The 14,190-nt window shown below is 42.3% G+C and carries 18 protein-coding genes; 9 read left to right on the top strand and 9 right to left on the bottom strand.

Features of this window, described 5'->3' with window-relative positions:
* Positions 1–42 precede the first annotated feature (42 nt).
* Complete coding sequence (locus tag ACFO3D_RS01685) at positions 43–486, bottom strand: hypothetical protein (protein WP_390292855.1); 444 nt, start codon at positions 484–486, stop codon at positions 43–45.
* Positions 487–633: 147 nt separating this feature from the next.
* On the opposite strand from ACFO3D_RS01685, the gene ACFO3D_RS01680 reads away from it, so the two are divergent.
* The 9 genes from ACFO3D_RS01680 to ACFO3D_RS01640 all read left to right on the top strand — a co-directional run bounded on the left by ACFO3D_RS01680 (position 634) and on the right by ACFO3D_RS01640 (position 5,516).
* Complete coding sequence (locus ACFO3D_RS01680; protein ID WP_390292854.1) at positions 634–840, top strand: DUF1657 domain-containing protein; 207 nt, start codon at positions 634–636, stop codon at positions 838–840.
* A gap of 117 nt (positions 841–957) precedes the next feature.
* Entirely contained in the window at positions 958–1,416 is a 459-nt protein-coding gene (locus ACFO3D_RS01675; RefSeq protein ID WP_390292853.1) for a hypothetical protein, read from the top strand.
* Positions 1,417–1,434: 18 nt separating this feature from the next.
* Positions 1,435–1,914 carry a stage V sporulation protein AC gene (gene spoVAC, locus ACFO3D_RS01670; RefSeq protein ID WP_390292852.1) on the top strand — a complete coding sequence of 160 codons (480 nt, stop codon included), beginning with the start codon at positions 1,435–1,437 and terminating at the stop codon, positions 1,912–1,914.
* On the top strand, positions 1,914–2,930 hold the full coding sequence (gene spoVAD, locus ACFO3D_RS01665; protein WP_390292851.1) for a stage V sporulation protein AD: 1,017 nt from the start codon (positions 1,914–1,916) through the stop codon (positions 2,928–2,930). The genes spoVAC and spoVAD overlap by 1 nt, the downstream gene beginning before the upstream one ends.
* Complete coding sequence (spoVAE, locus tag ACFO3D_RS01660) at positions 2,927–3,277, top strand: stage V sporulation protein AE (protein ID WP_390292850.1); 351 nt, start codon at positions 2,927–2,929, stop codon at positions 3,275–3,277. The genes spoVAD and spoVAE overlap by 4 nt, the downstream gene beginning before the upstream one ends.
* A 6-nt stretch (positions 3,278–3,283) precedes the next feature.
* On the top strand, positions 3,284–3,487 hold the full coding sequence (locus tag ACFO3D_RS01655) for a DUF1657 domain-containing protein (protein WP_390292849.1): 204 nt from the start codon (positions 3,284–3,286) through the stop codon (positions 3,485–3,487).
* A gap of 17 nt (positions 3,488–3,504) precedes the next feature.
* Positions 3,505–4,362: a DUF421 domain-containing protein gene (locus ACFO3D_RS01650; protein WP_390292848.1), complete on the top strand. Its 858-nt coding sequence runs from the start codon at positions 3,505–3,507 to the stop codon at positions 4,360–4,362.
* A 64-nt stretch (positions 4,363–4,426) separates the two neighbouring features.
* A complete protein-coding gene (locus ACFO3D_RS01645) occupies positions 4,427–5,104 on the top strand; it encodes a thermonuclease family protein (RefSeq protein ID WP_390292847.1) in 678 nt (225 codons plus the stop codon).
* 250 nt (positions 5,105–5,354) lie between these two features.
* On the top strand, positions 5,355–5,516 hold the full coding sequence (locus ACFO3D_RS01640) for a hypothetical protein (RefSeq protein ID WP_390292846.1): 162 nt from the start codon (positions 5,355–5,357) through the stop codon (positions 5,514–5,516).
* A gap of 37 nt (positions 5,517–5,553) precedes the next feature.
* On the opposite strand, the gene ACFO3D_RS01635 is transcribed toward ACFO3D_RS01640, so the two are convergent.
* From ACFO3D_RS01635 to ACFO3D_RS01600, 8 genes are all read right to left on the bottom strand, one after another.
* Positions 5,554–6,537 carry a zinc-binding dehydrogenase gene (locus ACFO3D_RS01635; protein WP_390292845.1) on the bottom strand — a complete coding sequence of 328 codons (984 nt, stop codon included), beginning with the start codon at positions 6,535–6,537 and terminating at the stop codon, positions 5,554–5,556.
* 5 nt (positions 6,538–6,542) lie between these two features.
* Positions 6,543–7,475 (bottom strand): ArsA family ATPase, encoded by a 933-nt coding sequence (locus ACFO3D_RS01630; RefSeq protein WP_390292843.1) that lies wholly within the window; start codon positions 7,473–7,475, stop codon positions 6,543–6,545.
* Positions 7,476–7,521: 46 nt separating this feature from the next.
* Entirely contained in the window at positions 7,522–7,800 is a 279-nt protein-coding gene (locus tag ACFO3D_RS01625; RefSeq protein WP_390293397.1) for a cory-CC-star protein, read from the bottom strand.
* A gap of 46 nt (positions 7,801–7,846) precedes the next feature.
* Entirely contained in the window at positions 7,847–9,592 is a 1,746-nt protein-coding gene (locus ACFO3D_RS01620; protein WP_390292842.1) for a carbon starvation CstA family protein, read from the bottom strand.
* A gap of 225 nt (positions 9,593–9,817) precedes the next feature.
* Positions 9,818–10,285 (bottom strand): helical membrane plugin domain-containing protein, encoded by a 468-nt coding sequence (locus ACFO3D_RS01615; RefSeq protein WP_390292841.1) that lies wholly within the window; start codon positions 10,283–10,285, stop codon positions 9,818–9,820.
* A complete protein-coding gene (fdhF, locus tag ACFO3D_RS01610; protein WP_390292840.1) occupies positions 10,278–13,229 on the bottom strand; it encodes a formate dehydrogenase subunit alpha in 2,952 nt (983 codons plus the stop codon). Before fdhF ends, ACFO3D_RS01615 begins: the two co-directional genes overlap by 8 nt.
* 12 nt (positions 13,230–13,241) lie before the next feature.
* Positions 13,242–13,613 carry a formate dehydrogenase accessory sulfurtransferase FdhD gene (locus ACFO3D_RS01605; RefSeq protein ID WP_390292839.1) on the bottom strand — a complete coding sequence of 124 codons (372 nt, stop codon included), beginning with the start codon at positions 13,611–13,613 and terminating at the stop codon, positions 13,242–13,244.
* On the bottom strand, positions 13,564–14,055 hold the full coding sequence (locus tag ACFO3D_RS01600) for a formate dehydrogenase accessory sulfurtransferase FdhD (protein ID WP_390292838.1): 492 nt from the start codon (positions 14,053–14,055) through the stop codon (positions 13,564–13,566). Before ACFO3D_RS01600 ends, ACFO3D_RS01605 begins: the two co-directional genes overlap by 50 nt.
* Between the last annotated feature and the right edge of the window lie 135 nt (positions 14,056–14,190).

Genomic DNA, 14,190 nt, shown 5'->3' with positions numbered 1-14,190 from the left:
CTACAAATACAACAGCATCCCGCTATGTTCGGGATGCTTGTTTTATTGAAATGCCAGTGTTTCCTCTAGATTGATCCTTACCTTCTCCCCATTAACGGTAAATCTGGTTTCACAATATAATTTATACGTCCCCTGCTCCGGAGATTCGAAACTAACCGGTCCCTGAGGATAATAACTTCGCCCATTATCTAAGACCTCTGTCACATTACTACCTGTGTAGTCGTGATTTTTTTGTTTAAAAGAAACAGAAATCAGCGGAGTACGATGAGTAATCTCTACCTTCCCCTGCCCTAGATACTGAAGCGACCTGTAAACCTGAAAACCGCTATCATCATTCTCCACGTGAATATGTAAAACGAAATCGTCCTCTTCTACATTCACGGTCTTCTTTGCCGCAAGTTCCGTCCCTGCCCGTCCATAAAACCAGTACAGCGATCCAATCAGGCATACAGACAGTAGAAAAAGTACAACTAAACTCCTTCTCATACATATATCCCCCATTCTTAATAATAAGACGAATGAACCCGTCAAAAGGTTTCCAAAAATTTAACCAAATAGGTAAAAAATAGTAAGTATAATACCAGGGTTGAATTACAACTATAATAGTGAAGTCCTATCGAAGGAGGTTTTTAAATGACTGTTTCCAGTCAGGTAAAACAGACAATTGCAGGGTTGAAAAGTGCACAAGCCAGTTTTGAGCAATTTGCACTACAAACCGAAAATAAACAGGCTAAGCAGGTTTACGAAGACGCTGCACAACAAACTCAGGCAATACTTGATAGTGTAGAACCCCGGGTAACACAGATTGAAGGCGAAGAGCCACAATATCAAGGTTTTTAGATTAGTCAGGAAGACGAAAACTCCTGTACAAGCCACATGAAAAATCCATATATAAACAAACGTACATCAAAAGGCTGGGTGCTCTCTTCCAGCCTTCCTATTCTGGAGGATAAACATATGAGTAGTTACCGGATATTTTTTATAATCGGATTAATTATACTTCTGACTGCCTGCACAACAGATAATGATACTACACAAAAAAATGACGATGTGAATTATACAAATATCGCAGCAAAAAACAATGAAATCAGTCAGTCTGCAGCAAATGCAGCAAAAGAACGACTACGTAAACATGATGAAATCACGAACATTAATGCCGTAAACACGGATAAAATCCTGCTTATAACGGTTGAACTTCACCATAACAAACGATTTAGGCTGGCAAAAATCCGTAAAAACCTTAAAAAGGAAATATCCAAGGAATTTCCCGACTATAAAGTGGAATTCTCCACAGACAAAAAAATAGTAATTGAATTAAATAAATTGGAAAAAAGAATAGAAGAAAAGGATATATCAAAAGATAAACTGAAAAAAGAAGTGAAACATCTGGTTAAACTGATGAAAGAACAAACCTAGGAAATGAGGAGCAAGCAAATGGCAGATAAGAAAAAGAAAAAGTTACCGCCAAGTGCCCAGCAGTATCAGGCGTTCCAGCAAAAACGAGAAGTAAAGCGCCCCATTTTATTCAATTGCGTGAAAGCATTTTTCATCGGTGGATTTATTTGCTTTATCGGCCAGATCATCTCTACATTGTACATTTATTTCTTTGATTTCACCGAACAGACAGTAGGGAATCCAACAGTTGCCACACTGATTTTTATCACGATGTTTTTAACCGGCTTCGGAGTGTATGATCGTATTGGCCAGTTTGCCGGGGCAGGCTCTGCGGTTCCCGTTACAGGGTTTGGCAATGCTGTAATCTCCGCAGCGATTGAACACCGCACCGAAGGATTCATCCTTGGTATCGGGGGGAATATGTTTAAACTGGCTGGACCTGTAATTGTTTATGGAGTATTTTCTGCGTTTGTTATCGCTATAATCAAAACAGTCGTAATTAAATGGGGTGGATTATAATGCTGGTTGGACACCGCACCTGGATATTTGAAAATAAACCTGCCATCATTTCCACAGGAACAGTTGGCGGACCTTTTGAGGCCAATGGCAATATCCCTAACGATTTCGATTTGCTGCATGATGATATGTGGCTGAAACAATCATCATTTGAAAAGGCACAACAGACGATGATGGAAGAAGCGTGCCAGATTGCTGTAAAAAACAGCAGTATCGAGAAAGAGCAGGTGCAATTCTTTATAAGCGGTGACTTAATCAACCAGATTACTCCGACAAGTTTTGCTGCAAAAACGCTCGGTTCCGCCTATTTTGGACTATTCAGTGCCTGTGCAACATCCATGGAAAGTCTGGCTCTTTCAGCCTTTCTTGTTAATGGCAATGGTGCTGACTATGTTCTCAGTGGCAGTGCCAGCCATAATGCAGCGGTAGAAAAGCAATTTAGATATCCGACTGAATATGGTGGCCAGAAACCGCCCACTTCTCAGTGGACAGTGACTGGTGCTGGCTGTGCCCTTGTAGGTAAAGCTGGGAATGGTCCGAAAATAACCTCGGCAACCATAGGGAAAGTAGTCGACATGGGGATGACCGACCCATTCAATATGGGGGGAGCTATGGCCCCTGCTGCAGTAGATACAATTGAAACTCATTTGCGGGAGCGTAATGTTGACCCCTCCTTTTATGATTTGATTATTACTGGAGATCTTGGACATATCGGCAGAGAAGTTTCCCTTGATTTGTTTAAAGAGAGGAATATAGATATCCCATTGTCAAAATATAAGGACTGCGGACTTACAATTTACCGGGAGGGGCAGCCTGTGCTAGCTGGTGCCAGCGGTTCTGCTTGTTCAGCAGTTGTCGTCTATGGGCATTTTCTCAATATGTTGAAGGAAAACAAGCTGAAACGAATCCTGGTAGTTGCCACAGGTTCCCTGCACTCCACGTTAAGTGTACAACAAAAGGACCCTATACCATGTATTGCCCATGCAGTTTCAATTGAATCGGGAAGTGATGAACCATGATTTTTTTCTGGGCTTTTGTAGTTGGAGGATTAATCTGCGTAATCGGACAAATCATGTTCGACGTATTTAAATTAAACCCTGGTGTGACTTTAAGCATTCTGGTGGTAATCGGGGCTATACTTGATGGGCTCGGTCTGTATGAACCGCTGATTGATTTTGCTGGAGCAGGGGCTACTGTTCCAATCACAAGTTTCGGAAATTCTCTAGTTCACGGAGCGATGGATGAAGCTGAAAAACATGGCCTGGTTGGTGTTGTAACTGGAATGTTCGAAGTGACCAGTGCCGGTATTTCAGCAGCGATTATTTTCGGGGTTATCGGGGCAATACTATTCAAACCGAAAGGATAGATAATTATGACGGTAGGTTCACAGGTCAAGGGCTGCTATTCTTCATTGAAAAGCGCGGAAGCAACCTTGTCATCATTGATGAATAAGACACAAAATCCTGAAGCAAAAAAGTGCTTTCAGGATGCACGACAGATTATCAATTCAATTAAGGAAGACTTAGGCAACCAGGTTATATACTTGTCAAAGGAAGAACCCCAATATAAAAACTGATTAAAAGGAATGGTACTATGCCGGGCTGGCTCGAGATAACGATCCGTTCACTGGTTCTAATTATTGTATTGTTTTTCATCACCAAATTTCTTGGTAAAAAGCAAATGTCACAGCTTGATATCTTTCAGTATATAACAGGCATTGTTATCGGTAGTATTGTAGCCACTCATGTTACAGACCTGTCAACCGAATTCGGTTATTCGCTGATTGCCTTATTTATTTGGTTCCTTGTACCTACAGGTGTAGAACTTTTAGCCCTCAGAAGTAAATGGTTCAGGGATTTTACCCAAGGCAAAGGAACTGTTTTTATCCAAAACGGTAAGATCATGGAAGATAATCTAAAAAAAGAGCGCTTCACTACCGATGACCTTCTCGAAGAACTTCGCAACAATCAAGTATACAAAGCAGCTGATGTGGAATTTGCGGTTCTTGAGCCAACCGGTAAACTGAATGTAATGCCCAAAAAAGAAAACCAGCCCCTTACCGCTAAGGACATAGGCCTTAAATTAGCCCCCCAGAAAGAAGTCCAGACCGTAATAATGGATGGAAAGCCATTACTGGAACCACTTGCAAATGCATCGTTAAACCTTAACTGGCTTGAAACCGAACTGGATAAACTTAACGTAAGCAAGGAAAATGTTTTTCTTGGACAAGTCGACAGTGATGGTCAGCTGACAGTCGATTTATATGACGATAAAATTGCTGTTCCCTCCCCCTCCGAAAAACCACTTCTTCTGGCTACACTAAAGAAGTGCCAGGCTGACCTCGAGTTGTTTGCGCTTTCTACGGAAAATCAGGAAGCCAAAGTCATGTACGAGCGGAACAGCAAGCAGCTCGACCAAGCAATAAACATGGTCAACCCCCATTTAAAATAATCGAAATATCGCTCCCTATTCATGTATAATGGGTACTGCTTTATACATGAGGGGAGTTGTTATGATGGCTAAAAAGCTACTTTTATTATTTACTATTATCCTTTCCGGGTGTTCAGCGGGGGGATCGCCAAGCGCGGAGCTTGTTCGTGTAGTCGATGGTGATACACTTCTCACCAAGATTAATGGCGAAGAAGAATATATTCGGTTACTTTTAGTGGACACACCGGAGACAAAACACCCCGACTTGAGTGTCCAGCCGTATGGCAAAGCGGCCAGTAATTTCTTAAAAGAAACATTTTCCAAGTCAAAGTCAATTAGACTGGAATATGGAACTGACAAACGTGATAAATATGATCGCCTGCTCGCTTATGTATATACGCAGGAGGGTAAAATGGTAAACAAGTTGCTCCTTCGCAAAGGGCTTGCAAGGGTTGCATATGTGTATCCGCCGAATGACAAATATGTAGAAGAATTTAGGAAAATTGAACAGAAAGCGCAGAAACAGAACCTGAATATATGGAGCCTTGAGGGTTATGTGACGGAGGAAGGATTCAATCCGAAAATGAAATCCACTGAAAAGCCACCTGAAATACAGTATGACCCAATGGGGCCGGATAGAGATTGTGACGATTTTACCTCGCAGCGGGAAGCGCAGGCATTTTTCGAGGCTTCCGGCGGTCCTGAAACAGATTCTCACCGCCTTGACGGCGAGGGTGATGGCCGGGTTTGTGAAGGTCTGTAATTCTTAACAGGCTGGGACAAAAGGGTATAAGTCATAAAAAACTCGAACTGCTTTATCAGTTAGGTAGTTCAGATTTTATGCTAACAAACCTTCGTTACACTTTAAACCGCAAAGTACAGTAGGGAGAGTCATGTAGAATTTAGTGAAAGCCCCTTGGAAACATGCTGCTCAAACCCTTATAAGTTATGGACAACAAGTGTAAGCAATACGCATAGGCTCCTGTAGAAAAAAGAGACTAAGAGACCCTGCAGTGAGCGGTCTTGGCGAACGAGGAACAGTAATACTGTTTATGAATACCGCCGGCCATGCGATTGTCTTCTGGAAAGACAAAAATAAAGTTGGCTCAATAGCTGTTGTGTTTGTGGTAGCCGTTATTCTAATTCTCCCCTTTTTATCCCTGTTAAGCAGATGAAGAAATGCCTCCCAGCACTTGCTGGGAGGCCAGGATTTTATTGGTCAAATGTAAAAGCAATTTTTCCAAACTGTTTGTTCTTCTCAAGATAATCCATTGCTTCCTTGGCATCATTCAGTGAAAAGGTACTGTCCACAACAGGATGCATATCAAAGTTTTCAAGATGCTCTAGCATCGCCCTGAGTTCCTGTCTGCTACCCATAGTTGAACCGAATAACTGATATTGACCATAGAAAAACTTTCTGATATTAAGGTCAACAACATCCTCCGTGGTTGCCCCGAATGTGACAATTCGGCCACCTTTTTTCAGTACATCAAGTGAACGGTTAAATGTCGCCTTGCCGACACTCTCGATCACCAAATCAATCTCCTCATCCTTGAGCTCTTTCCCCCAGTCGCTATTGGTATCAAGAGCTATATCAGCGCCCAGTGATTCAGATTGCTTACGTTTGTTTTCATTACGTGAAGTAACTATAACTTTAGCACCAACATTTTTGGCAAATTGGATTAAATAAGTGGCAACTCCACTTCCTGCCCCGGGTATAAACACTGTTTCTCCCCGTTTAATCTGACCCTTGGTAAACAATGCACGATAACCTGTCAAAGCAGACAACGCCAGCACTCCGGCTTCATCCCATGATAAATGCTTTGGTTTATGTTCCACCTGCTCAGCCGATATAACGATTTTTTCTGCGAACGTCCCATGGTCTGGCATTCCCAGGATATCAAAGCCTTCAGGAGGTGCATCGCTATTATCATACCAACGCAGCGCGGGATTTATGATAACCTCATCACCCTTAGAGAAATGGGATACTCCCTCTCCTGCCGATTCGATAACACCAGCGGCATCAGACCCAAGGATTAATGGCTCAGGATTTTCCCCTCGACGATTGGGAATATAAAGATCCCTGCGATTAAGGCCTGCAGACTTGATTGCGACTATCACCTCTCCTTTGCCTGCTTTAGGTTCCTCCATTTCTTTAATTTTGAGTTCAGTTCCTTCATGTACGAGTGCCTTCATCTGGTTCATCCTTCCGTAAAATAATCACTGAATTGTTTCAGCAGCCCTTTGCTAGTTATATCACTTGAAAATAACGGCACTTTAATAAGCTGCTGACCAGTAAAGTTCGAATTAATCATTTTGAGATATTGTTGTTCATGTTCTTTTCGCTGCCCTAGAAACTCCCCATCTGCTTCAGCTGGAAGAATTTTATTTATAATTAATGTTTTCACATGAAGATGGTATTTATCAAGTAATTCGATTGCTTTCTTCGTCTCCAGTATCGGCAGACGTTCTGGATTCATAACAAATATAAATCCTGTTATTCCTCCATCGAGCAGTACTTCTCTTGCCTTGGAAAAACGTTCCTGCCTTTTTTTGAGAACTTCGTAAATTGGATCTTCAATAGGTTCTCCATCATTTAACAGCTGGGTATAATTTTCATTTGTTTTTTGACGTTTCTGCAGCATTCCTTCTATCCAGACTCCCATCAGTTCAGGAAGTGAAAGGAGTCTAATAGTATGACCTGTCGGCGCTGTATCGAAAATCAGCCTGTCATACCGTTCGCTCTCCTCTAAAATAATAGAAATCAGTTTATCAAATAACGCTGCCTCATCTGCACCCGGTGAGGCTTTAGCGGTATCCAGCTGCCTGTGCACCTCCTCCACCATCCCGGAATGCACTACACCTTTTATGTTTTCCTTGACACCTTTAATATAATTTTCAGTTTCAATCTCCGGATCTATCTCTAGAGCAGAAAGATTATCTGCAACCCTTGTAATTCTGCCACCGATTGACTGATTGAAAATATCTCCTAAGTTGTGTGCAGGATCGGTGGAGATCAGAAGGGTATTATGCCCTTCGTCTGCAGCTTTCCATGCGATAGCGGCAGCCGAGGTGGATTTTCCGACACCACCCTTCCCACCGACAAATATAATTTTTTTCTCAAGAACCTGCATAGTAAGACTCCTCTTTTTTAATGTTTACCATCATAACTTCTTCTGCTTAACAGCAACGAATACCAGTCATTGGTGACTTGTCCATCCCCATCCGAAGATGCCAATCATGAAAACTTTCAATCATATACGGATACAGTTCAAGTGTGTAGTAATAAACTGGGTTGGGGATTCCAATCATCTCCGAGTAAAGCATGAGAAGAAAAAGATCATCCTGATCACGGAGTTCCCGGGCAATTTCCTGACGGTGCGGCATATTCAATACTTCTTCGTAAAATTTTATAAGCATCTTTAATTTGTCAATAAGTGGAATTGAAACCACCCCCATATTAAAATGAGAAAAGGGACCATGGTATATGATCCCTCTTTTCATCCTACTTGATATTTTCCTCCACATCAATTGGCTTGCTGTCATCACTTGTCAAAGCTTTTACTGCTGTTAGGATAATCCAGACCGCAAACACAAAAATGATTGCTCCAAACACAAACAACAGGGTACTAGAACTTGAACCGAACCATGACCATTCAAAGATTACCTGCTGGAACATTGCATATAGGGTCATGAACATCAGGAATATCATCGGCAGTAAGGTTATCAAATAGTTCCTTCCCTGCCGTTTAAGCCAGATGGAAATCAGCAATAAACTGATACCGGCCAACAACTGGTTTGATGTCCCAAACAGCGGCCATAACAGATAACCACCTGAACCGAATCCTTTTGGTCCCTGAGGCAGCAGTACAAGTGCAGCACTGGATACAACTGCAAGTGTAGTTGCCACATGAGTCTTGGATAAAGACGGCATATTGTACTCAATGCCAAGTTCAGCAATTATATAGCGCATGAGTCGTACGGAAGTATCCAGAGTAGTTGCAGCAAAACTCACTACGATAACGGATACAATTGTCGCTGCCACATCCGGCGGAATTGCAAGACCTGTTGCAAGTTGTGCTGCTCCATCAACGAACACACCCAGTCCTGCACTACCAGCAGCAGAAAAACTATTATATGTTGCCAGGAATGCCTCTTGGCTCGGGAAAAAGGTGATTACGGCAATAATCGCAATCAAAGCCAGTGCACCCTCACCAATTGCCCCGAGATATCCTACCATACGTGCATCCGTTTCCTTATTAAGCTGTTTAGAAGATGTCCCGGAAGAAACCAGGCCATGGAACCCGGAAATAGCACCACAGGCAATAGTTATAAACAGCAACGGGAACCAGGAAATGTCAGTGTCAACATTTGTAACTGGTGCGCTTATCGCCGGCGCAGAGAACAGTAGACCCAAATATAATATACCAAGGCCGACTACTAATTGATGCGAGTTGATAAAGTCACGCGGCTGTAATAACTTCCATACTGGAAGCGTGGATGCAATATAAACATATACCATCAAAATAATAATCCAGATGAAGAATGCAGTAGAAACAGCTCCAAGTCCGAACAGTCCTCCGCCACCTTCTCCACCCATATACTGAACAAGGTCAATTTGCATCCATTCTGTTCGGCTTGCAATTACAGCTGTTATATACATGACAGCCAAAGCGAGAATCGATGGTACTAGCATTTTCTGTTTACGTTTATACACTGCGTATCCAATCCAGATTGCTAGTGGTATCTGGATAAACACAGGTATAACACTTGCAGGGAAAGAAATAAACAAATTAGCAATTACCCAAGCAAACACAGCATTTACCATTAATACTAGAATAAGAATAATGAATAAGAACAATATTTTTGCCCGCTGTCCAATCAGTTTATTTGCAAGTGTTCCGACTGATTGTCCTTTGTTACGTACAGACAGCACCAATGTTCCAAAGTCATGGACTCCCGCGGCAAACACCGATCCTAAAATAACCCATAAAAATGCTGGAAGCCAGCCCCAATACACGGCTATTGCTGGACCTACAATCGGTGCCGCACCTGCCACTGAAGTGAAATGGTGCCCCCAGAGCACAAATTTGTTCGTCGGTACAAAGTCGACCCCATCTTCATATTTATGTGCAGGGGTAACATAATTGGGATCCAGCCGGAAAATCTTCTCCGCCACAAATTTGGAATAATAGCGGTAACCCAATGTAAAGACCAGTATACCGATGATTGCAACCCAAATACTGTTCACTTTCTCTACCTCCTCCTGTAATAGTAGTCTCTTTGTCCTGAGACCTGTCACTTACAATCTATGTGTAAGCGTTTGCTGATAGTACAACTTCATTTTAGTTGACCTTTATTAACAAATGCAAATATTTTAACTTTTTAAATACCGTTTTTTTCTACTGTTTTTAATCACTACAAAAAAATGCTCTGAAAACTGCAGCAGTAGTCTTCAGAACAATACATTAAATTCTTATTCTCTTCCCATCCCACGCAGAAAGTTTAGAAGCATGGTGATACTTCGGTTAATCTCAGGATCTTTGAGTGCTTTTAATAAATCCATATAAGAAGTTGATTCCTGTTCGGAACTCTCATCGGCCTTTTCGAGACCCCGGTTCAGCTTTTCAGAGAAATTCTGCAATTCATCCACGTTCAGTTCCCCGACAAGGATGAACATTTTTACCAGGTTCTCGACTGCTGCTGAGTATTGCGGTCTGTTTAACTGTTTGAAAACATTGGCCATTGCTTCATCTTTATGCTTAATAAGTGCATTGGTCATATCGAGGTACCCGCTGTCATTTAACATGGACAAAAAATCAATTCCTTTTAAAATTGCCTCTTTGTTCTCGCTGACTGCCTTGGTAACCTCGTCTAAATTATGCTCCCGCACTGTCTCTTCCGGTATCTTCATCCGCTTAATGTTTGAAATCTGATCAGCCATCACGCTTCACCTGACTTCCCGGGAAAGTATAGTCTTCTCGATCCCATTTCCGCTCCACATTCACACTGATTTGCGGTTGCGGGTTACCACGACGGAAGTTATTCCGCTTCAATGGGCTCTTACCTCTTTTCTCCAGGATATCCATTTTCACCGCGATTTCCTTATATGCAGGTGTATTGGAATCCTTGTCAACACTGTTATCGGTCAAGTAGTTTACAGCCGATTTCCCATTATCATTTAGTGGCATATACAGTTCCTTTCCGCGTACACGGTCTGTGATATGGACTACTCCTGTTGCCTCGCCTGCATCCGAAGTTAATCTGATTTTAGCGCCTTCTTCAATCCCCCGCTCTTTAGCAAGTTCGGGTGAAACCTCAATAAACGCATTCGGCATCTTGTGATTTATAGCTGGTGACTTGTAGGTCATATTACCTTCATGGAAATGCTCAAGTACCCGGCCATTATTTACATGCAGATCAAATTTTTCTGTCGTATCATACTCAAGTTCATAATCAAGCGGGAACAGTTTAGCCTTACCGTCATCAAATGGAAATTTATCTTTATAAAGTAATGGTGTGTCGGTACCATCCTCATCAACCGGCCATTGCAGGCTATCATAGTTCTCAAGCCTGTCATAACTTACGCCGGCAAATAATGGAGCAAGCGCAGAAGACTCATCCATGATATCGGAAGGGCTGTCATAATCCCATTCATACCCCAGTTTAGCTGCCAAATCAGTTATGATCTGCCAATCAGGACGAGAATCTCCAACAGGGTCAAGTGCTTTATACATACGCTGAATCCTGCGTTCTGTATTAGTGAATGTTCCTTCTTTCTCCAGACTCGGTGCTGCCGGCAATATAACATCCGCATACTTTGCGGTCTCCGTCAGGAACAGGTCCTGTACCACGAAAAAGTCCAGCTTTTTAAATGCATCTGTAACATAATTGATGTTAGCATCAACAATTCCGGTATCTTCACCAATTACATACAGTGATTTAAGATTTCCTTCATGGATTGCTTCAACCATCATATGGTTATCTTTTCCAGGTTCACTAGGAATTTCACAATCCCATGCCTCTTCATAACGTTTTCGGACGTCATCATCAGAAACCTTTTCATAACCCGGGAAAAAGTTCGGCATACTTCCATAGTCACTACAGCCTTGGACATTATTATGTCCTCTAAGCGGATAGGCTCCGGTGCCATTACGCATATAATTGCCGGTTACGAGCAACAAATTGGATATTGCTGTACTCGTGTCACTTCCAAGCTGGTGCTGTGTAACACCCATCGCCCAGCAGATAGCCAATTTATCAACACTCACGATTTGTTTGGCAATATCAATCAGGTTATCTTTTGAGAGACCTGTGATTTCCTCTGCATACTCCAATGTGAACTTATTCAGAGATTCTTTATATTCCTCAAAATCGTTGACCCACTTGTTAATAAATTCCTTGTTTTCCCATCCTTGGTCAATTATATATTTAGTAACAGCTGACAGCCAGACAAGGTCAGTTCCGCTTTTCGGCTGGAAAAAGCGGTCCGCCCGCTGTCCCATTTCATGCTTACGTAAATCAAATACATATAATTTCTGGCCAAACAATTTCTGTGACCGTTTGATCCGCGATGCGAGGACAGGATGTGACTCAGCGGTATTAGATCCGATCGTGATCACCATTTCCGCTTCGGCTATATCGTCGATTGAACCAGAGTCCCCTCCATGCCCTACTGTTCGGAATAATCCCTTTGTTGCAGGTGACTGACAATACCGTGAACAGTTATCCACGTTGTTCGTACCAAACACCTGACGGGACAGTTTCTGCATGAGGTAAGATTCCTCATTTGTTGCTTTGGATGATGCGATGAATCCCAGTGAATCCGCACCTTCTCTATCCTTAATTTCCGTGAATCGTTTAGCAACATAATTTAAGGCGTCATCCCACTCCACTTCCACAAAAGAATCGTCTTTACGGATAAGCGGTTTAGTTATGCGCTCTTCAGAATTTACGTAATCCCAGCCGAACTTCCCTTTTATACAGGTAGAAATACCGTTTGCTGGTGATTCCTGTTGCGGTTCAACTTTCAGTATTTTGCGGTCTTTGGTCCATACATCAAATGTACAACCAACGCCGCAGTATGTACAAACGGTCTTAGTCTTTTCAATTCTTTCTTCACGCATAGAGGCTTCGGTATCGGATACAGCGAATAACGGACCATAACCCGGTTCTGCTTTCTTGGTTAAATCAATCATCGAACGTAGGAGTCCTGGACTGTGATCGGTCATATATCCTGCTTCACCAACCATATCATTTTCCATTAGAGCATTACATGGACATACAGTCACACACTGTCCGCAGCTAACACAGGATGATTGATCAATTGGTACATCATTGTCCCAAACAACACGCGGCTGCTCACGTTCCCAATCAATTAATAGCGTTTCATTAACCTGGACATCCTGACAGACCTCCACACATCGTCCGCACAAAATGCATTGGTCCGGGTCATAACGATAAAACGGGCTTGAATCGTCCACATTATACGGCTTTTCCTGAAACGGCCGGGACTGATGTTCCAACCCGAATTCAGCAACCGTATTGTGAATTTCGCAATCGCCGTTATTGTAGTCACACACTGTACAATACAATTCATGCTTCTCCAGTATCCTGTCCAACGACTCTTTTTGTGCAGCATTTACTGTCTCCAGATTAGTGTTCACCTTCATACCTGGTCTGACGGAAGTTCCGCATGCCCGCACCATTTCCCCATTAACTTCCACTACGCAAGTATCACATGTCTGCACCGGTCCAAGCGATTCGTTGTAGCAAATCTGCGGGACATAATTGTCTGTTGTGTTGATTAAATCCAGTAGATTCTGATCAGGATCTGCCAAATATTCTTTCCCGTTAATCGTCACTACAGTATGTTGTTGTTCAAGCACTAAATCTCCTCCCTACTTTACTGAATAAATATCCTGCTCTGTCCCTCCATGGATTCGCTCCTGATGGGTATATACATTCAGACTGCTGCCACGGACAAAACCGACTGCAGTAATATTAAGGTCGTTGGCAAGTTTGAGTGCCAGGTCTGTTGGTGCCGACTTTGCCACTAGTATTCCTGCACCGATTTTGGAAACTTTTAAGATGACTTCGGATGAAATTCTTCCACTGAATAATATGCATTTGTCTTTCAATAGAATCCTGTTGAGGAGGATATGTCCGTACAGTTTATCGAGGGCGTTATGGCGGCCGATATCAATATAGGAGGTTAAAAATTCATCTTGGGATGCCAAGGCTGCCTGGTGAACACCCTCCGGTTCTGCCAAACACATCTGCATTATCATCAAATTCTTTCATCAATCGATAAATTCTGCTAGTGGACAGCTGAATTCCAGAATAGACGGTCTTAGCCGTCTTCACATCCTGTGTAAGGTAAAATTCTCGGCTTTTCCCGCAACAAGAACCAATCCACCGTTCAGTTCGTTCGGAAACTTCCACCTTAGTCGACAAATCAAGGTAGACAAATCCTTTTGCTTTATCAATTGTCAAACTTTTAACCTGATCTGGTGAACGGATAATCCCTTCCGAAGCAAGAAAACCATATGCCATTTCCGCGATACTCTCCAGCGTACAGACAATTGTTGCATACTGCTCGCCATTGATCATGATGGTAATTGCAGATTCTCTGGCAACCTCATCATCTTCCGTCATCTTTAAGTGATGATGATATTTTGCCGTTTGCCAAAATGACAAGCTGTCTCTTTTCATCGAAGTCCCCCTTTCCATAAATACTCATATTCTTTGTTTCCCGCTAACTAACTATTTAAAACATTGTATCTTTTACCGTATATTATAATTTTATTTTTAAAAAAAGAAGGTATTCCGTTTATTCTGCGGAATACC

Source organism: Virgibacillus kekensis (genome assembly GCF_042654125.1).
GTDB lineage: Bacteria > Bacillota > Bacilli > Bacillales > Amphibacillaceae > Lentibacillus > Lentibacillus kekensis.
This window is presented reverse-complemented; position numbering and strand designations above follow the sequence as displayed.

Coding starts and splice junctions, on each gene's coding strand:
- ACFO3D_RS01685 (WP_390292855.1), bottom strand. CDS start 486: ATGAGAAGGAGTTTAGTTGTACTTTTTCTACTGTCTGTATGCCTGATT.
- ACFO3D_RS01680 (WP_390292854.1), top strand. CDS start 634: ATGACTGTTTCCAGTCAGGTAAAACAGACAATTGCAGGGTTGAAAAGT.
- ACFO3D_RS01675 (WP_390292853.1), top strand. CDS start 958: ATGAGTAGTTACCGGATATTTTTTATAATCGGATTAATTATACTTCTG.
- spoVAC (WP_390292852.1), top strand. CDS start 1,435: ATGGCAGATAAGAAAAAGAAAAAGTTACCGCCAAGTGCCCAGCAGTAT.
- spoVAD (WP_390292851.1), top strand. CDS start 1,914: ATGCTGGTTGGACACCGCACCTGGATATTTGAAAATAAACCTGCCATC.
- spoVAE (WP_390292850.1), top strand. CDS start 2,927: ATGATTTTTTTCTGGGCTTTTGTAGTTGGAGGATTAATCTGCGTAATC.
- ACFO3D_RS01655 (WP_390292849.1), top strand. CDS start 3,284: ATGACGGTAGGTTCACAGGTCAAGGGCTGCTATTCTTCATTGAAAAGC.
- ACFO3D_RS01650 (WP_390292848.1), top strand. CDS start 3,505: ATGCCGGGCTGGCTCGAGATAACGATCCGTTCACTGGTTCTAATTATT.
- ACFO3D_RS01645 (WP_390292847.1), top strand. CDS start 4,427: ATGGCTAAAAAGCTACTTTTATTATTTACTATTATCCTTTCCGGGTGT.
- ACFO3D_RS01635 (WP_390292845.1), bottom strand. CDS start 6,537: ATGAAGGCACTCGTACATGAAGGAACTGAACTCAAAATTAAAGAAATG.
- ACFO3D_RS01630 (WP_390292843.1), bottom strand. CDS start 7,475: ATGCAGGTTCTTGAGAAAAAAATTATATTTGTCGGTGGGAAGGGTGGT.
- ACFO3D_RS01625 (WP_390293397.1), bottom strand. CDS start 7,800: ATGGGGGTGGTTTCAATTCCACTTATTGACAAATTAAAGATGCTTATA.
- ACFO3D_RS01615 (WP_390292841.1), bottom strand. CDS start 10,285: ATGGCTGATCAGATTTCAAACATTAAGCGGATGAAGATACCGGAAGAG.
- ACFO3D_RS01600 (WP_390292838.1), bottom strand. CDS start 14,055: ATGAAAAGAGACAGCTTGTCATTTTGGCAAACGGCAAAATATCATCAT.